Genomic DNA, 17,989 nt, shown 5'->3' with positions numbered 1-17,989 from the left:
GCACGGCGCATGGGGCTCTCCTTTCAGGCGACAAGACGGCGCGCGGCGCGCAGTTGCGCGGCGAGGTCTTCGACCGGCCCGTTGACAAGGCGGGTGCCCGTTTCGCGCACGACGAGCGCGGGGATGGATCGCACCTGAAGCCGCCGGGCAAGCTGGCGGTCGGCATCAACGGCCAGCGCCGTGGCGGGGTCGTCAAAGATCTCGGCAAAGGGACCGGCTTCAAACCCAAGGTCCCGCGCGGCCTCAAGAACCACTGTCGTGCTGGCCACGTCGCGCGCCTGTGACAGGTGCGCCTCTTGCAGGCGGTCGAACATGGCCCAATGCGCCGCCTGCCCGCCCATGCGTTCCGCAGCCTTGCAGCCGAGAGCCGCCGTCATCCCATGGGGATAGTCGAAGCGCGCGGCGCGCATGGCGTCGATGTCGATCCGCTCCGGCTGGTCGCTGGCCTGACGACAGGCAGTCCAGTGACCAAGTATGGTCTCGCGCGCCTTCGCAGGGCTGCCCCAACGGCTGGCCATTTCGTCCCGGTCGGCTTGCAGAACGAAGGTGCGGTGGCGGATGTCGAGGTCGAACCGCTCCGCCAGCACATGCATCCGTGACGAGATGTTGAAGCACCAGCAGCAAACGACATCGTGAAAGAAGTCGATGGTCAGGGCGGGCATCACGCGGCCTCCTCATTCTGGTCGGCCGCGGCCAGCCGTGCCGCGATCCGGGCGACATGCGCCCCCTGGAAACGGGCGCCGGCGAGATCGGTCTCGGTCGGACTGCGAGACCCGTCGGCCCCGGCGATGGTGCCTGCGCCATAGGGCGCGCCGCCAACGATCTCGTCAGCCGTGGTCTGACCGGCGAAGCTGTAGGGCATGCCTGCGATCAGCATCCCGAAATGCTGCAACGGGATCTGGAAGGTCAGCAGGGTTGCTTCGTGCCCGCCATGCTGCGACCCGGTGGAGGCGAAGACCGCCGCAACCTTGCCGACAAGGGCATTGCGCGCCCAAAGCCCGCCCGCCTGATCGAGGAAGGATTTCATCTGTCCGGCCATCATCCCGAACAGCGTGGGGGTGCCGAAGATGATCGCGTCGTAGTGTTCGAGATCGGCAGGCGCGGCGACAGGCGTGTCATCGGAGATGAATCCGGCCTTCTGCCGGATGTCCTGTGGCACGGTTTCGGGCACGCGGCGCAGATCGACCTGGCTGCCGGGGACGCTGCGCGCGCCTTCGGCTTCGGCCTCTGCCATACGGCGCACATGGCCATAGCTGGAATAGTAGAGAACAAGAATGCGGGTCATGGGATCCTCTCTGGGCGTCGGTGTGTCGATGCCTTGGAAGATCGGGGATGCGGGGCGCGGGAATAACCGCCCGGTTGTCACATCATTCTTTACGCAGACTGAAGAATGTCAGCCTCGCAGAGCAGCCCGCAGATGGTCGAGAAAGGCTGTGACACGAGCATCCATGCCGAGGCGCGAAGCCGTTACCGCGAAAATGACGGGTGCAGGCAGTTCCCACTCGGGCAGAACACGTACCAGATCTCCCCGCGCTTCTGGTGCGTTTGAAACGAAATCGGGCAGCGTGCCGATTCCCTGGCCCGCGATCAGCAGGTCCCGCAGAACCAAGCTGTTGCCCACCCGCACCTGTGGGTCCAACGCGACCGATACGGTGCCCTCCGGTCCTTCCAGCGACCAATGTGTCAGGTGGTCCGCCAGGAGGAAGCCGATCACCGGGTGGGTCGGGATATCCTGCGGACGTTCCGGGGCGCCCGCCCGCGCAAGATAATCTGGTGCGGCGAAGATCCGTTGCCGCATGGTGCCGATCTTTCGAGCCACAAGCGCGGAATCCGGCATCGCAGACCGGATTCGGATCGAGACGTCGAAGCCCCCCTCGACCATGTCGACAACGCGGTCATCCATCGAAAGCGTGAGCCGCAGATCAGGATAGGCTTGCAGGAAGCCGGGCAGAAACGGGGCGATCACCGTCTGCCCGAAGGAACTGGAGGCATTGACCCTCAGATGCCCCCGCACTGCTCCTGCGCCATCGCGGATACGCGTCTCCACCCCGCTGACTGCATCAAGAATACCAGCGGCCTCGTCATAGTAGAGCCGCCCCGCATCGGTCAGAGACATTGAACGCGTGGTCCGGGTGAGGAGCGTGCTGCCAAGGCTTTCCTCCAGCAGCTTGATCTCGCGGCTCAGCAGCGCTGGCGACACACCCAGATCCTCCGCCGCACGCGAGAAGCTGCCACGTTCGACGATACGGCGGAAGGCATGCATGACCGAAAGCTTGTCCATCTGCTCAGGCGCGTCGACAGTTTGACATGAAAACTCTGAAGCTCCTGCAGAGGGTAGAGGCCGGGGGCACGCGCTTGGTGCTTGCGTAGAAAGTTAGCATGGTGCGCCTTCGGTATCCATCCGGGCGGATGTGTTCCGAACGCCACGGGCGAATTCCGTCAAGTCTCTACGCTGCTTCGGAAGCCCATGCGAACCCGGCAGACTGCGATCACATGCCGGCGCAGGGACTCTTTTGCACACATAGGTTGATGGCCTTGCGTCCACTATCCGCGGACAGACTTATCCCACAGCCTCAGTGACAGGGATGCCGAGTGCGGTGTAGCCGTTCAGGACGGCGATACGGACCTGGAGCGCCGCAACCTGACGGTCGAAATCCCGTGCCATGAGCCGCTGGCCCGGCAGTTTCACGCAATGCCTCTTCGTTTCGGCGCGGCTTCTGCGGTGGTATCCATTCCATCGTCTCCATAGGGCGCGACCAAGGTATCTGGAGACGCGCAGGGCCTCGTTTCGGGCGACAGCGCCAGCGGTGACGGCCCTCCATGGCTTGGCATTCTTGCGGGGCGGGATGACGGCATGGGCGCCGCGGTCAGCAATGGCATCGTGGCATTTGCGCGTGTCGTAGGCGCCATCTGCCGTGACGCTGCCGATTTCCTGGTCCTCCGGTATCTGGCTGAGCAGGTCGGGCAAGGCCGGTGCATCGCCAATGTGGCTTTCGGTGATCTCGACAGCCTGGATTTCCAAGGTTTCCTCGTCGATCCCGAGGTGAATCTTGCGCCAGACACGCCGTTTGGGACCACCATGTTTGCGGGCGCGCCACTCACCTTCACGCTCGACCTTGAGCCCAGTGCTGTCCACTGCCCGGCAGTGCATCACGTAGTGATGTCACGAGAGGGGATCAGAAGGTGCAGTGAGCCGCTGGAGCCTCGATACGGGATGTTCACAGCCAGCTTCTTCTGGCGACGGGGCAGCGTGCTGAAGTCCGGGACTGTCCAGTCAAGACCGATTAGGCGCAACAGGCGCTCAACGAAGCCGGTCGTCTGCCGCAACGCCATGCCAAACAGCACCTTCATCGTCAGGCAGGTCTGGACGGCCGCATCGCTGTAGGTCCGTTGGCGGCCACGCCTGCCTGTCGGCACGGCATCCCAGGTCATCGCAGGGTCGAACCAGACTGTCAGCGAGCCACGGCGCCTGAGCGCTTCATTGTAGGCCGGCCAGTTCCGGGTCTCGTAAATCGGGGGTGTCGGTCTGCTCATGAGCTCCAGCTACCACGCTGGATTCACGAGATGAATCCCTCACGGGATTTGTGCAACAGAGTCAGCGTGCTCAAACCCCGATTTGTGCAATAATACCGCCAGGTGGAGCGGCTACCGTGAAAACACTGAGGAAAGGATGGCGGAGAGGCCCTTCGCGTCTTCCTCGGTAAAGGCATCGGGCTGGTCGCTGTCGATATCGAGAACCGCGATAATCTCGCCCGCCATGTTGCGAACTGGCAGGACAATCTCCGACCGAGTCGTGGACGCACAGGCGATATGGCCGGGGAAGGCATCGACATCAGGCACCAACTGCACCTCGCCCGTGCGGGCCGCGGCACCGCAAACGCCCTTGTCAAAGGGGATCTGCAGACAGCCGTGACCGCCCTGATAGGGGCCGATCTTGAGCAGCTCCGGTTCGGTCACGCGGTAGAAGCCCGTCCAGTCGAAGCGATCATCGGCGTGATGGATCTCGCACGCGAGTGTCGCCATGAGCGCGATCTCGTCGGTTTCTCCGCAGGTGAGGGCGGCGATGGTTTTCGTGAGGCTGGCGTAGTCGAGGGACATGGGCGGATTGCTCCTTTGTCAGGGGTTTCGCCGCGCATTGCGCGTCGACCCGCGGGGGATCCTCCCCCGCACCCCCTGAGGTATTTGGGCCAAGATGAAGGGATCAGGGCCGTTCGATGGCGATGGCGGTGCCTTCTCCTCCACCGATGCAGATCGCTGCGATGCCGCGTTTCAACCCGCGCTTTTCCAGCGCGTTGAGCAGGGTAACCATGATCCGCGCGCCGGAGGCCCCGATCGGGTGGCCGAGCGCGCAGGCACCGCCATTCACGTTCACCTTGTCATGGGGCAGGCCCATCTTGTGCATGAAGGCCATGGGCACCACGGCGAAGGCCTCGTTCACTTCCCACAGGTCCACGTCCTCCTTGGACCAGCCGAGGCGGGCGAGCAGTTTCTCTGCGGCGGGGACGGGGGCTGTGGTGAACCAGCCGGGTTCCTGTGCATGGCTTGCGTGGCCTAGGATGCGGGCTCGGATCGGCAGGCCCTTGGCCGTAGCCACGGTTTCGCGGGCCATGACGAGGGCTGCCGCGCCGTCGGAAATCGACGAGGAATTGGCTGGCGTCACCGTGCCATCCCTGCGGAAGGCGGGTTTCAGCTGCGGGATCTTTTCGGGACGGGCTTTGGCGGGCTGTTCGTCTTCGGCCACGACCGTCCAGCCGTCATGCGCGCCTGCAGTCACGGAGCGGTCGCCGTAGCGGCCCCCGATAGAGACCGGCGTCACCTCATCGGCAAACGCCCCCGATGCCTGCGCCTCCAGCGCGCGGGACAGGGAGGCGAGCGCGTAATCGTCCTGCGCCTCGCGGGTGAATTGGAAGCTTTCGGCGCAGTCTTCGGCGAAGGTGCCCATCAGGCGACCCTTGTCATAGGCATCTTCCAGCCCGTCGAGGAACATGTGGTCGATGGTGCGGCCATGGCCGATGCGAGCGCCGCCGCGCATCTGAGGCAGCAGGTAGGGGGCCTCTGACATGCTTTCCATACCGCCCGCGACCATCAGATCCGTCTGGCCCAGTGCCAGCTGATCATGGGCGATCATCGCGGCCTTCATGCCCGATCCGCACATCTTGTTCAGCGTTGTCGCGGGCACATCCTGGCCAAGCCCGGCCTTGAACCCGGCCTGACGTGCGGGGGCCTGGCCCTGACCGGCTGGCAGGACACAGCCCATCAGAAGCTCCTGCACATCGGCGGCGGAGGCCCCGGCCTGCTCCAGCGCGGCCTTGATCGCAGCCCCGCCGAGATCGGACGCCGTTACGCCGGAAAAACACCCCTGAAACCCGCCCATGGGCGTTCGGGACGCGCCGCAGATCACCACGTTTTCCATAAAACTCTCCGTTTCTTCCCCGAGTGGCTGGATACCGTTTGGAAAGGATTGCTGTCTAGGGTGCTTGCGCCAAGCGAAAGGACGCAGCTTATGGAGATTACATTGGAACCCAAGGGGCCGATCGCGCTGTTGCATGTCGTGCCCGATCGCATTGACGCCTCTGTTGCCATCCAGTTCAAGGACCGGTTTCGTGACCTTGTACGCGACTGGGACGGGCCGGTTGTTCTGGACTTGCAGAACGTGACCTTCCTGGACAGTTCCGGGCTCGGGGCTGTCGTTGCGGCGCGCAAATTGCTGGGGGAGGGGCGGCAGCTGGATCTGTCGGGTCTGACCCCTGCGGTGGATAAGGTGATGCGGCTGACACGCATGAACCAGGTCTTTCCCATCCACGGGTCGGTGGAAGAGGCTTTGGCCGCCCATGGTGTTGCCCCCGCGGCATGAGCGTTCGGGATCTGCCATCACCCCGGCAAGGGGACCCTCCGCGTGGCGTTGCCCTGGGGTGGGCCTGCACCCGTCGGTTCGAGGCGCAACCGGCGCTTGTCAGCGTCGAACTACTTGGGCTGAACCAGACGCTCATTCAGCTTGGCCTGCCGATCGAACAGCTTTTTACGCTGGAACTGGTGCTGGCAGAGGTGCTGAACAATGTCGTGGAACATGCCTATCAGGACAGGGGCGAGGGCAGTATCGAGCTGAGCGTTTCCGTACATGACGGTTTCATCCATTGCGGCGTGACCGATTTCGGCGCACCGATGCCGGGCGGTGCGCTGCCACCTGCCCGCCGCCACTCCCCCGAGGCGCTGGCTCTTCAGGATCTGCCAGAGGGCAGTTTCGGATGGGCCCTTATCCGGGACCTGACGACCGGGCTGGACTACAGCCGGGACGAGGGGATCAACCGGCTGAGCTTTCGGATTAGCCTTGGGGATTGAACAACACCCACCCTGCGCAGCAACTGTTTCCGCAATGGGTTAACCATTCTCGAAAATGCCCCAATTGTTCCGCACCCGTGCCGGGAATCCCCTCGATAAGAGAAGGGTAGCTGCAATGGCTTCCCTCGGTGCCGTGTCTGAAAGCCCCCACCCAGTGGCGCGGTGCCGAGGTCCATTGCCCTGCCTCCCCTTGTCACCGCCGACAATTGTCCTACCGTAGCGCCGAAGCGATACGAGAGGTCAGAATGCGCGATTTTCACCTTCCCGGACGGTCTGCGGTCTTCGCCGATAATGGCATGTGCGCCACGTCCCACCCTCTGGCGGCCAAGGTCGCCATCAGCCTGCTGGAACAGGGTGGGAATGCCGTGGATGCGGCCATTGGCGCTGCGGTGCTGCTTGGGATTTGCGAACCGCAGATGACCGGGATCGGGGGCGACTGCTTTGCCCTGGTCAAACGCCCCGAAAGCGATGAGATCGTTGGGCTGAACGCCTCCGGCCGCGCGCCGGCGGGGCTGTCCGCCGCCGACCTGCGCGCCGCCGGGTACAAGACAATGCCGGAACGGGAGGCGGCTGCCGTCACGATCCCCGGCGCAGTTGATGGGTTTTGCCGGTTGCAGGGCGACATGGGCAAGCTGACGATGGCCGAGGTTCTGGCCCCCGCCATTCACTACGCCGAGGCGGGCATCCCCGTCGCGCCGCGTGTGGCACAGGACTGGAGCGAGGAAGCCTATGAATTCAAAGGCCGCGCGCGCGAGATCTTTCTGAAAGACGGGCGCCCCTATCGCGTTGGCGAACATTTCCGCGTACCCGGACAGGCAGAGGTGCTGCGCCGGATCGCAAGCGAGGGCCGCGCCGGGTTCTACGAGGGCGAGGTGGCCGAAGACATGGTCAACAGCCTGCGTGCGCTTGGCGGCACCCACACGCTGGAGGATTTCGCCGCGACCGCCTGTGACTACGTCACGCCGATCCGTACCCGCTATCGCGGGGCGGAACTGATTGAACTGCCGCCGAACGGGGCGGGCGCGATGGCGCTGCTGATGGCGAATATGCTGGAAGGCCATGACATCGCCGCGATGGACCCTGATGGGGCAGAGCGCGCACATCTGGAGATCGAGGCCGCGAAGCTGGCCTTCGACGCGCGGGATCGCTTCATCGCCGATTCTGGCTTTGTTCGGCATCTCGACCACATGCTGTCACCCGATACGGCCAAGGCGCTGTCCGCCCTGATCGACCCCGGAAAGGCCCTGACCTCGATCAAGGACAAGACCGAGAACATCCACAAGGAAACCGTCTATATCACCGTCGTGGATAGCGACCGGATGGTGGTGTCGCTGATCTATTCGATCTTCAAGGATTTCGGGTCGTGCATCGCCACTGACCGCTTCGGCATCCTGTTCCAGAACCGGGGCTGCGGCTTCACTCTGGAAGAGGGCCACCCGAATGAGGCCATGGGCGGCAAGCGCCCCATGCACACGATAATTCCCGCGATGATGCGCGAGGCCGATGGCAGCCTGACCGCTTTCGGGGTCATGGGCGGGGCCTATCAGCCGATTGGCCATGTCCGATATCTCAGTAATATCGTCGATTTCGGGATGCATCCGCAGCAGGCCATCGACGCGCCGCGCTGCTTCCCCGTGGGCGGTGAGGTGCGGATCGAAAACGGCTATGCGCCCGAGATGCAGGCGGAGCTGGCCGCGAAGGGCCACAAGCTGGACCGCCCGCTGCGCCCCATCGGTGGCGGGCAGGCGATCCGGATCGACGCGAAAACCGGCGTGTTGCAGGGGGCATCGGACCCTCGCAAGGACGGCTGCGCGCTAGGCTATTGAAGGAACGATCATGCCCATAACCCCTGTGAAAACCCTGGTGGCCGAGGCAAAGGCTGTCATCGAAACGATCAGCCCCGCAGACGCATTGGCGCGGGCCGAGGCGGGCGATGCCCTGTTGGTCGATATCCGCGATGTGCGGGAGCTGGACCGTGAGGGCCGCATCCCCGGTGCCTTCCATGCGCCGCGTGGGATGCTGGAATTCTGGATCGACCCGGACAGCCCTTACCACAAGCCGCCGCTGGCCACCGACAAGACACTGGTCCTGTTTTGCGCCAGCGCGTGGCGGTCTGCCCTGTCGGCAAAGGCCCTGCAGGAGATGGGGGTCGAGAACGTGGCAGAGATCGACGGTGGCTTCACCGCGTGGAAAAAGGCCGGTCTGCCGGTTGACTGACGCCTAGTTCAGCTGAAACTCGAGCGGGTAGTAGCCGTCCCGGAACTCGCCGAACAGGTCCGGCAGATCGGGGTGATCGACGGGTTCGCCAGTGTCGTCGGGCACCAGGTTTTGTTCCGAAACATAGGCCACGTAATAGGTCTGATCGTTCTCGGCCAGAAGGTGATAGAAGGGCTGTTCGCGGGACGGGCGCGACTCAGGGGGAATCGCGTCGTACCATTCCTCGGTATTCGCAAACTCGGGGTCCACATCGAAAATTACCCCGCGAAACGGGTGTTTACGGTGCCTGACCACCTGGCCAAGCGTGAATTTCGCGCGTGTCTTGAGCATCGGATTGCGCCCCCTTACCCCCTCTCCTAAACCCCGGGTCGGGGGCTTGTCCATCCGGGAGCAGCCGAATCAAGGGAAACAGATTGTGAACCTCGTCCTGACAGTGCTGGAGATCGTGGCCCCGGTCTTCCTTCTGGCGGCCACGGGCTTTGGCTGGCGGAAATTCGGTCTCGACTACCCGGTGGAGTTCGTCACGCGGTTGGCGATGACCATCGCGGTGCCCTGCCTGATCTTCACCGCGCTGATGCAGACCGAGATCGACCCGGCGGCGCTGTCGGCGATGACGCTGGCCTCGCTGCTGGCTTATGCGCTGATGGGCGTCCTGTCGGCGGGTCTGATCCTTGTGGCGGGGATCGACCGGCGCACGTTTCTCGCCCCGACGATCTTTGGCAACACCGGCAATCTTGGTCTGCCGCTGGCGCTGTTTGCCTTTGGCGACGCGGGGCTTGGCTATGGCGTCGTCATCTTCGCAATCATGGCGGTGCTGTCCTTCACGATCGGCATTCGCCTGGTATCCGATCAGGCCTCGATCATGCGGGTGCTGCGCGAACCGATGGTCTGGGCCAGTTTGCTTGGGGCGATTTTTCTGTGGCAGGGCTGGCAGACGCCCCTCTGGCTGACCAACTCGCTGTCGCTTGCCGGGCAACTGGCCATTCCCTTGATGCTGTTCACGCTCGGCGTCGCGGTTGCGCGACTGACTCCGAAAGGGGTAGGGCGCGCGGTGCTGCTGTCACTGGCCAAGCTGGTCATCGGCATCTCGGCGGGCGTGGCAGCGGGATGGGCCCTTGGGCTGGAACAGGTGGCCTTTGCGGTGATCATTCTGCAAATGGCGACCCCGGTGGGTGTCTCGTCCTACCTGTTGGCTGAACGGTTCCGCGCCGATGCAGATGCTGTGGCCGGATATGTGGTGATTTCCACCCTGATCAGCGTGTTGACCCTGCCTATCCTCCTGTATTTCCTGCTCTGACCCCGTTCCCCCGTGCCGCGTTTTCGGGTAAGCTGTCGCAAACAAACAAAACTCGAGCAGGCAGATTTCATGAAACGCGCGATTCTTCTCGTGCTGCTATTGGCTGTTGCCGGATGCGGCGGCGGACCTAGGCCACCCCGGAACCTGGACAACGCGTGCCTTATCCTGAACGAACGCCCGGATATCGCCCGCGCGACCCGTCAGGCGGAACGCGAATGGGGTATTCCGGTCCATGTGCAGCTGGCCACGATCCATCAGGAAAGCAGCTTCGTCCACAACGCCCGAACCCCGCATCGCTATGCGCTTGGGGTTATTCCCCTTGGCCGACAAAGCTCGGCCTTTGGATACAGCCAGGCGCTGGACGGAACATGGGACGACTATCGGGACGCCACCGGCAGCCGCCGCGCCAACCGGACCGATATCCGCGACGCCACTGATTTCATGGGCTGGTACATGAACCGGTCAGTGGAACGGCTTGGCATAGCCCCCGATGATGCGCGCAATCAGTACCTTGCATATCACGAGGGCCATTCGGGCTATGCACGGGGCAGCTACAACGCCAAACCGTGGCTGCTGCGCGTCGCCTCCCGAGTGGATGAACGGGCCGAAATGTATGAACGCCAATTGGTCGGGTGCCGCCGCTAGGCGGCCCGGCTATTCGGTGATTCCACGATCTCTCAGTTCCTGCGGGATGTTGAAATGGCGGGCCGGGATATTCCCGCCCTCTTCCAGTTCACCCAGGATCACCGTGGTGTTGAACCCGGTTGAATCCGTTACGATCCACTGGCGCAGTTCGACCGGCTCGTCCGTGAAGACGAGTGTGATGTAGCCGATATCGGGCTCGTCCGGGTCTTGGGCGATGATCCGCGTGGTGGTCTCATCGCCCTCATGCGACAGGATCATGTCCGACCGGTCGAGGTCCACATTCCGCGCCAGGATCAGGTTCAGGGGCGTGCGCCGCAGCGGGTACTGCTCGGGCGCCGTATTGGCCCGGTCGTCGAAAATGGCGACCTGCCCGCCGCCGGCCATGACCAGCAACTCGCTGTCATCATATTCGAACCGCATCCGTCCGGGCCGCTGGATGTAGAGCGTGCCGGTGGCAATCGCCCCGTCATCGCTGATTTGGGTAAAACTGGCCTCTGCCGTGCGCAGATCGTTCAGATAGTCTGACAGATCAGACAGCGGAATCGGGTCGGCCATCGCGGGGAGGGCGGTGCAGGCGGCAAGCGCCGTGGCGAGAATAAATCGTGTCATGGGTTCCATTTAATCACCACCAAGGCGCTTTGCACCTCACGTCCGCGCGATAGGGCGGATTACTGCTCAGGCACCAGCACCTCGCGCTTGCCGACATGGTTGGCGGAACTGACGACGCCCTCATCCTCCATCTGCTCGACCAGCCGCGCGGCCTTGTTGTAGCCGATGGCCAGCTTGCGCTGGATGTATGAGGTGGAGCATTTCCGGTCCTTCGCAACGATCGCCACCGCCTGATCATAGAGCGCATCTTCGCCGGTCGTGTTGCCGCCAAGGCCCAGAACCGCATCGATATCGCTTTCGCGGTCGTCGTCGGGGCCGTCCAGAACGGAGGCGGCATAGTCGGGCGGACCGAAGCTCTTCAGATGGCTCACGATTTCCTCAACCTCTTCGTCGCTTACGAAGGGGCCATGCACGCGGGTGATCTTCGCCCCGCCCGCCATATACAGCATGTCGCCCATGCCAAGCAGTTGCTCGGCCCCCTGCTCACCCAGAATGGTGCGGCTGTCGACCTTGGACGTGACGTGGAAGGAGATCCGCGTCGGGAAGTTTGCCTTGATCGTGCCGGTGATCACGTCCACGGACGGGCGCTGCGTGGCCATGATGATGTGAATACCGGACGCCCGCGCCATCTGCGCCAGACGTTGAATGCAGGCCTCGATTTCCTTGCCCGCGACCATCATCAGGTCGGCCATCTCATCGACGATGACGACGATATAGGGCATCTTTTCAGGCGCGAATTCCTCGGTTTCAAAGATGGGATCGCCGGTTTCATCGTCGAACCCGGTCTGCACCGTGCGGCTGAACATCTCGCCTCGGTCCTGCGCATCCTTCACCCGGCCATTGTAGCCGTCGATGTTGCGCACGCCCATCTTGGACATCTTGCGATAGCGTTCCTCCATCTCGCCCACGACCCATTTCAGGGCAACAACCGCCTTCTTAGGGTCGGTCACCACGGGGCTGAGCAGATGAGGGATGCCGTCATAGACGGACAGTTCCAGCATCTTCGGGTCGATCATGATCAGGCGGCAATCCTCTGGCGTCAGCTTGTACAGCAGGCTGAGGATCATCGTGTTGATCGCCACGGATTTACCCGAGCCGGTGGTCCCCGCAATCAGCAGGTGGGGCATCTTGGCGAGGTTGGCGACGATGGGATCGCCACCAATATCCTTGCCAAGCGCCAGCGGCAGTTTCTGAGTGCCATCACCGAAATCGCGGCTGGCGAGAATCTCGCGCAGGACCACCTTTTCGCGGTGCTGGTTGGGCAGTTCGATGCCGATCACGCTACGCCCGGGCACGGTCGAGACACGGGCCGACAGGGCAGACATGCTGCGCGCGATATCATCGGCTAGACCAATCACCCGGCTGGCCTTCAGGCCCGGTGCCGGTTCCAGTTCGTACATGGTGACGACGGGGCCGGGGCGGACGGACACGATCTCGCCCTTCACGCCGTAATCATCCAGCACGTTTTCCAGCATCCGCGCGTTTTCCTCCAACGCCTCGTCGCTGAGGTGGTGGCGCTGGATGCTGGCCGGGCTGGTCAGCAGGTTGAGCGGCGGGAATTCATAGGCCTGCTTGGCGTCATCCAGCGGCAGGGTTGGCTGCGCCTCGGCCCGCGCGGCGCGCGATTGCGGCAGGGTCCGGCGTTGCAGGGGCTGCACCACACGCTTGGGTTCCTGGGTCGCGACGGGCGGGGCGGCATGGGCAACTGTGCGCTCAGAGTGCGGCAGCGGGATCGTTTCGACGGGCATCTCCTCGACGAAATCCGGTTCTGCATAGGCTTGCGGCTCGGGCTGGTGCGTGCGTGCGGCGGTCAGCGGCGGCTCCACGCGCGAGGCCGTCAGGGGCGGTTCCACGCGGGCGGCGGTGATCGGCGGTTCCACGCGGGCCGACATATGCTCTGCCCGGCGCGCGGCCACGGCGGCCTGCACCGCCGATTGCGGTTCTTCCATCTCGGGTTCCACCACGGTGCCGGGGCGGCGCACGCGGCTTTGGATCACCGAGGCGATCTTGTTGCGGATGCGGTCGTCATCCGGGGCTTCCAGATCGGCGGGGGCGACGGGGGCACGCTCCACCAGTTCAGGCTCCGGCTCTACGACCCGCTCACGGCGCAGGATCGGCGGCATCCTGTCCAGTAGGCCAAAGCGCGGGCGGGGAGCGTCTTCTTGGTCATATTCCGGTTCGTCATATGCCAACGCATCATCGTCATAGGATTCCATCGGGGCTGCGGTCCGGCTGCGACGGCGCGCATGCATCTGCATTGCGGCCTGCCCGGCCCCACGACCGGCCTGCCCGAACATCGCCCCGATCCAGGCGAAGGAGTTCACCAAACCGATCAGCATGAACCGCAGGGCAATGCGCATTTCGCGCCCGTTCACGCCAAGCACAAACAGGCCAAGGGCAATCAGTGTCAGGAAAGACAGGGCGGCGAGGATCTTGAGACCGGTGCCAATGGCAAATGGCAGCACGTTCAGCAGGGCACCAAGCACGGTATCGCCGAAGACACCGCCGAGGCCATAGCTTTGTTCCCAGGTGACAGGGGGCTGATGGGTCGCGGCATAGATCGCGGCTAGCGCCACCGCGATTGGCAGGAAGATGATGCGGCCAAGCGCCCTTTCGCCACCCAGATGGGCGGCCAGCCGCACGCCCCAGACCAGCGCGCCTAGCGCAAGACCATAGGCGCCCCAGCCCACCACCAGCATCAGAAGCGCCGCGCAGGAGGCCCCGAAGCGCCCAAGCAGGTTTTGCGGCACCGCGTCCGTGGCGGCCCACCAGCTGGGATCATCGGGGTTGTAAGAGGCCAGCATCAGGGTCAGGGCAATCCCGGTCAGGATCAGCACAATCCCGAGCGCCTCGCGCCCGCGCTTTTCCAGCGCCGCCTGCATAGAGCTGTCCAGCAGCGGATCCCTCTGTCGCGTCTGATAAGCCATATCCCGTCACCTCACCTTGCATACAGGCAGTCGCGCAGCTTGATCAGCCCGCGCCGCATGTCGTCTTTTTCTGCCACCATCGCCACGCGAATCCGGTCCGCACCGGGCGTATGGCCATTCACATCGCGGGCCAGATAGGACCCGGGCAACACCCGAACCCCGGCCTCGCGCCAAAGTTTCACCGTTGCCGCCTCGTCGTTTTCGACGGGCAGCCACAGGAAGAACCCGGCCTGTGGCGGCGTGTAGCCGTCGAGACCAGAAAAAACCTCGTCCGCAATCGCGTATTTCTCGGCATAGAGCGCGCGGTTCGTGGCCACGTGATCTTCATCCGACCACGCCTGAGCCGCCACCGCCTGTAATGGCCCCGGCAGGGGGGCACCGGCATAGGCGCGCAGCTGCTTCAGGCGTTTGATGCTTTCCGTCCCGCCAGCGGCAAAGCCCGAGCGCAGACCGGCAAGGTTCGACCGCTTGGAGAGCGAGTTGAACAGCACCACTCGTTCCGGGTCCGCGCCCATTTGGGCGGCGACCTGCAACGCTCCGGGCGGTGGAGTATCGCGGTAGATCTCGGAATAGCACTCATCCGCGAAGATCTGGAAATCGTAGCGCTCGGCAAGCCCGATCAGTTCGTGCCAATAGGCTTCACTCGCCAAGGCCCCCTGCGGGTTCGCAGGCGAGCAGATATAGGCCACGGCGGTGCGGTTCAGCACATCCTCAGACAGGCCCGCATAGTCGGGCAGGTTCCCGGTGGCGTCCGTCGCGGGCACATAGACCGGCTCTGCGCCTACAGCCAGCGCGGCCACCGCATAGACCTGATAAAACGGGTTGGGCGTCAGAACGACAGGTTGCTTGCCACGCTTGGTTTCCGGGCAGAGCGCGATGCAGGCGTTGAACAGCCCTTCGCGCGTACCGTTCAGGGGCAGGATCTGGGTAGAGGCGTCGACGCTCACCCCATAGCGGCGCGCGATCCATCCAGAGATCGCCGCCTGCAAGTCCGGCGTGCCGTCATTGGCCGGGTATTTCCCGAACCCGGCTGCGTTTTCCGCGATGATCTGCGGCACCCAGTCGGGGAAGGAATGTGTCGGCTCCCCGATCGTCATGTTGATCGGATCGGCCCCCGGCGCATGGGGGTCGAGAAGCGCCCGAAGACGCGGGAACGCGTATGCTGGCAGGTTCGAAAACCGCTCAGGAAATGCCATATCTGCCTCTGGTTCAGGGTCGTTTTTCGCCCTGTTTGTCGGCAGGTTAACGGCTTGCGCGGCTTTGGTCCAGAAAAACGAACGCCTTCAGGGCGATTGCGGGGCGGGGCTGTGGCCTTCAGGCCAATGCCGTTTCCACCGCCTTGCCAGCCCTCAGCAAGGCCTCCTCGCCGAATGGCTGGCCAAGCAGCATGATGCCCGTGCCCGGCACCCCTGTCGGGATGGTCAGCGCAGACAGTCCCATCAGGTTACCCACGCGCGTATTGCGCAGCGTCAGAAGGTTCTCGGTGACGTAGTACTCGTCATCTTCCATCAGGCGACCCGCATGGGGCGGCAGATTAGGTGCGGTCGGCAAGAGCACCGCGTCGTAACCCGCCACCTGCGCCGCCCATTCGCCGCGCAAGTGGTCGAGGAACTGCCATGCCGACACGTAGTCCGCCGCCGCGAACCCTGCACCGGACCGGAACCGGTCCAGAATACGCGGGAACATCTTTTCGGGTGCAGCTTCTATCGCGTGTTTCCACGTTCCATAGGCCTCAGATGTGAAAAGGATTGGCGACAGGTCCATCGCCGCTTCGATCCCGTCCACGGTGCCACGGGTGATCTGCGCCCCCGCCTGCGCCATCCGGTCAATCGCATGGGCAAAGCCCGCCGCTGGCTCCTCACGCACATCATCGGTGTAGGTATCCAGCACAAGGAACCGCCGCCCTTTCAGGCTCACCCCTTCAAGATCGGCGGGCTTGCTCCCCTCCATGACCGCGAGCAGCAATGCGCAATCCTCAACGGATTTTGCCAGCGGACCGACCGTGTCAAACCGTGCGCAAAGAGGCACGACACCCGCCAGAGACAGCCGCCCGGAGGTCGTCTTCAACCCAACCAAGTCATTGAACGCAGAGGGTATTCGTACCGATCCGCCGGTATCAGACCCGATCCCCGCAGGGGCCAGTCCCCAGGCTGTAGAGGCCGCGGCCCCCGACGAAGACCCGCCCGGCACAAGCTCAGGATCATGGATATTGGGCGGTGTTTCCGTCACCGGGTTGATGCCGAGGCCAGAGAAGGCCAGTTCGCTCATATGCGTCTTGCCTAGGCAGACCATGCCGGCCCGCGTCGCATTGGCCAGCACCTCGCAATCTGCATCCGGCACACGCCCCGACAACAGGTCAGACCCCGATTTCGTTTCATCCCCGGCGCTGTCGAACAGATCCTTCCAGGACAGCGGCACCCCGTCCAGCAACCCGCGCCGGACCCCGAGCCGGGCCCGTTCCGACGCAGCCGCCGCTTCCGCCCGTGCCCGATCCGCTGTCACCACGGAAAAGATTCGGTCGGCGTAGGCGTGCCCCGCGATGGCCTGCAGATAGGCATCCGTCAGCTCCGCCGGGTCGATCTCTCCCGCCCCGATCGCGCGGCCCAGATCCGCCACCCCGAGTGTCTGCCAATCGTCCCGCATCGCCTGTCCTCCGCCATGTTGTCGCGGGCCACGCTAGCGGGGTCATGCCACATGGACAATCCCGCGTATGTGCCCATATTGCAGGGCATGGCAATGGACTCCGATATCCTGATCGTCGGCGGCGGCTTGAACGGCCCCTGCCTTGCGCTGGCCCTTAGCCAGGCGGGCCTGACCAGCACCGTGATCGACGCGCTGCCGGTGGAAACCAGTGACAGTGACCGGTTCGATGGCCGCTCCTACGCGCTGGCATTGGCCTCGGCCCGACTGCTGATGGCCCTCGGTATCTGGGAGGATGTGAAAACCAACGCGCAGCCCATGCTGGAGATCAAGGCCAGCGACGGGCGCGCGGGCGAAGGCCCCGCGCCGTTCTTCCTGCATTTCGACCATGCCGAGATCGAGGAAGGCCCGATGGGCTACATGCTGGAAGACCGCTTCCTGCGTCATGCCCTGCTGACCCGGATGCAGGCCGATCCCAACATCACCCATCTGCCCGGCACGCGCGTGGTCGCGCAGGACACCACCGGCCCGGCCAGCGTCACGCTGGAGGATGGGCGTACCCTGACCGGTCGCCTGTTGGTCGGTGCAGACGGGCGGCAAAGCGGCACCGGTGCCCGGGCTGGCATCAAGCGGCAGGGTTGGGACTACGGCCAGACAGCGCTGGTCTGTTCCCTGAAACACGATCTGCCCCATCACGGTATCGCCCATCAGTTCTTCATGCCCGCGGGACCGCTCGCCATCCTGCCCCTGCCCGGAAACCGCTGTTCCATTGTCTGGAGCGAAACCCACGCCCGCGCCGCCGAAATCAACGCGCTCGGCGATGACGACTATCTAGACGTGCTGCGCCCGCGCTTCGGCGACTTCCTGGGCGAGATCGCGCTTGATGGCGACCGCTTCACCTATCCGCTGAACCTGACCATTTCCGAACGCTTCGTGGATGACCGTCTGGCGCTGGTAGGCGATGCCGCTCACGGGGTGCACCCGATTGCCGGTCAGGGCCTCAATCTGGGCCTTCGTGACGTGGGTGCCTTGGCCGAAGTCCTGACCGACGCCAAACGCCGGGGCGAGGATATCGCCAGCCTCCTGGTGCTCGAACGTTACCAGCGCTGGCGGCGCTTCGACACGGCCACGCTCGCCGCCTCGACCGACCTGATCAACAAGCTCTTTTCCAACGACAATCCCCTCCTGCGGGCGGGACGCGATCTGGGCATGGGCCTCATCAATGCCTTCCCCGCTGCCCGCCGCAGCTTCATCCGAGAGGCCGCCGGCCTGACCGGCGATGTCCCTCGCCTGTTGCAGGGCAAGCCGCTCTAGC

The 17,989-nt window shown here is 64.1% G+C and carries 17 protein-coding genes and 1 pseudogene; 7 read left to right on the top strand and 11 right to left on the bottom strand.

Annotated elements, in window-relative coordinates:
- Positions 1-23: 23 nt before the first annotated feature.
- The 6 genes and pseudogenes from ACOOEX_RS18730 to ACOOEX_RS18705 form a co-directional block, all read right to left on the bottom strand.
- Positions 24-662: a DsbA family oxidoreductase gene (locus ACOOEX_RS18730; protein ID WP_420396249.1), complete on the bottom strand. Its 639-nt coding sequence runs from the start codon at positions 660-662 to the stop codon at positions 24-26.
- The gene (gene wrbA, locus ACOOEX_RS18725; RefSeq protein ID WP_420396248.1) at positions 662-1,285 is read right to left on the bottom strand and encodes an NAD(P)H:quinone oxidoreductase; all 624 of its coding nucleotides are present in this window, start codon (positions 1,283-1,285) and stop codon (positions 662-664) included. The genes ACOOEX_RS18730 and wrbA overlap by 1 nt, the downstream gene beginning before the upstream one ends.
- A 108-nt stretch (positions 1,286-1,393) precedes the next feature.
- On the bottom strand, positions 1,394-2,281 hold the full coding sequence (locus ACOOEX_RS18720; RefSeq protein ID WP_420396247.1) for a LysR family transcriptional regulator: 888 nt from the start codon (positions 2,279-2,281) through the stop codon (positions 1,394-1,396).
- Positions 2,282-2,560: 279 nt separating this feature from the next.
- A pseudogene (locus ACOOEX_RS18715) lies at positions 2,561-3,534 on the bottom strand (IS5 family transposase).
- A 111-nt stretch (positions 3,535-3,645) separates the two neighbouring features.
- Positions 3,646-4,098 (bottom strand): GAF domain-containing protein, encoded by a 453-nt coding sequence (locus ACOOEX_RS18710; protein WP_420396246.1) that lies wholly within the window; start codon positions 4,096-4,098, stop codon positions 3,646-3,648.
- Positions 4,099-4,201: 103 nt separating this feature from the next.
- Positions 4,202-5,413, bottom strand: a complete 1,212-nt coding sequence (locus ACOOEX_RS18705; RefSeq protein ID WP_420396245.1) for an acetyl-CoA C-acyltransferase — start codon at positions 5,411-5,413, stop codon at positions 4,202-4,204.
- Between the two features lie 90 nt (positions 5,414-5,503).
- Between ACOOEX_RS18705 and ACOOEX_RS18700 the strand changes: the two genes are divergently transcribed.
- From ACOOEX_RS18700 to ACOOEX_RS18685, 4 genes are all read left to right on the top strand, one after another.
- Positions 5,504-5,854 (top strand): STAS domain-containing protein, encoded by a 351-nt coding sequence (locus tag ACOOEX_RS18700; RefSeq protein WP_420396244.1) that lies wholly within the window; start codon positions 5,504-5,506, stop codon positions 5,852-5,854.
- A complete protein-coding gene (locus ACOOEX_RS18695; RefSeq protein ID WP_420396243.1) occupies positions 5,851-6,339 on the top strand; it encodes an ATP-binding protein in 489 nt (162 codons plus the stop codon). The genes ACOOEX_RS18700 and ACOOEX_RS18695 overlap by 4 nt, the downstream gene beginning before the upstream one ends.
- Positions 6,340-6,584: 245 nt before the next feature.
- Positions 6,585-8,165, top strand: a complete 1,581-nt coding sequence (locus tag ACOOEX_RS18690) for a gamma-glutamyltransferase family protein (protein ID WP_420396242.1) — start codon at positions 6,585-6,587, stop codon at positions 8,163-8,165.
- Positions 8,166-8,175: 10 nt separating this feature from the next.
- Entirely contained in the window at positions 8,176-8,556 is a 381-nt protein-coding gene (locus ACOOEX_RS18685) for a rhodanese-like domain-containing protein (RefSeq protein ID WP_420396241.1), read from the top strand.
- Between the two features lie 3 nt (positions 8,557-8,559).
- Here ACOOEX_RS18685 and hspQ read toward each other — a convergent pair whose 3' ends face one another.
- Complete coding sequence (hspQ, locus tag ACOOEX_RS18680) at positions 8,560-8,886, bottom strand: heat shock protein HspQ (RefSeq protein WP_127559712.1); 327 nt, start codon at positions 8,884-8,886, stop codon at positions 8,560-8,562.
- An 85-nt stretch (positions 8,887-8,971) separates the two neighbouring features.
- Here hspQ and ACOOEX_RS18675 point away from each other — a divergent pair, with 85 nt between their 5' ends.
- Both ACOOEX_RS18675 and ACOOEX_RS18670 read left to right on the top strand, forming a co-directional pair.
- Complete coding sequence (locus tag ACOOEX_RS18675; protein ID WP_420396240.1) at positions 8,972-9,853, top strand: AEC family transporter; 882 nt, start codon at positions 8,972-8,974, stop codon at positions 9,851-9,853.
- 69 nt (positions 9,854-9,922) lie between these two features.
- Positions 9,923-10,498 carry a lytic transglycosylase gene (locus ACOOEX_RS18670; RefSeq protein WP_420396239.1) on the top strand — a complete coding sequence of 192 codons (576 nt, stop codon included), beginning with the start codon at positions 9,923-9,925 and terminating at the stop codon, positions 10,496-10,498.
- A 9-nt stretch (positions 10,499-10,507) separates the two neighbouring features.
- Here ACOOEX_RS18670 and ACOOEX_RS18665 read toward each other — a convergent pair whose 3' ends face one another.
- From ACOOEX_RS18665 to ACOOEX_RS18650, 4 genes are all read right to left on the bottom strand, one after another.
- Complete coding sequence (locus ACOOEX_RS18665; protein WP_420396238.1) at positions 10,508-11,116, bottom strand: LolA family protein; 609 nt, start codon at positions 11,114-11,116, stop codon at positions 10,508-10,510.
- A gap of 50 nt (positions 11,117-11,166) precedes the next feature.
- Positions 11,167-14,034, bottom strand: coding sequence for a DNA translocase FtsK (locus ACOOEX_RS18660; RefSeq protein WP_420396237.1), 2,868 nt, complete (start codon positions 14,032-14,034; stop codon positions 11,167-11,169).
- 11 nt (positions 14,035-14,045) lie between these two features.
- A complete protein-coding gene (locus ACOOEX_RS18655) occupies positions 14,046-15,230 on the bottom strand; it encodes an aminotransferase class I/II-fold pyridoxal phosphate-dependent enzyme (protein WP_420396236.1) in 1,185 nt (394 codons plus the stop codon).
- Between the two features lie 118 nt (positions 15,231-15,348).
- Positions 15,349-16,677, bottom strand: coding sequence for an amidase (locus ACOOEX_RS18650; RefSeq protein ID WP_420396235.1), 1,329 nt, complete (start codon positions 16,675-16,677; stop codon positions 15,349-15,351).
- 51 nt (positions 16,678-16,728) lie between these two features.
- On the opposite strand from ACOOEX_RS18650, the gene ACOOEX_RS18645 reads away from it, so the two are divergent.
- Positions 16,729-17,988 carry a UbiH/UbiF/VisC/COQ6 family ubiquinone biosynthesis hydroxylase gene (locus ACOOEX_RS18645; protein ID WP_420396234.1) on the top strand — a complete coding sequence of 420 codons (1,260 nt, stop codon included), beginning with the start codon at positions 16,729-16,731 and terminating at the stop codon, positions 17,986-17,988.
- The last annotated feature ends 1 nt before the right edge of the window (position 17,989 follow it).

The organism is Nioella sp. (genome assembly GCF_965215655.1).
Classification (GTDB): Bacteria; Pseudomonadota; Alphaproteobacteria; order Rhodobacterales; family Rhodobacteraceae; genus Nioella.
Note: the sequence above shows the minus strand (reverse complement) of the source record. Positions and strands in the feature narration are given on the sequence as shown.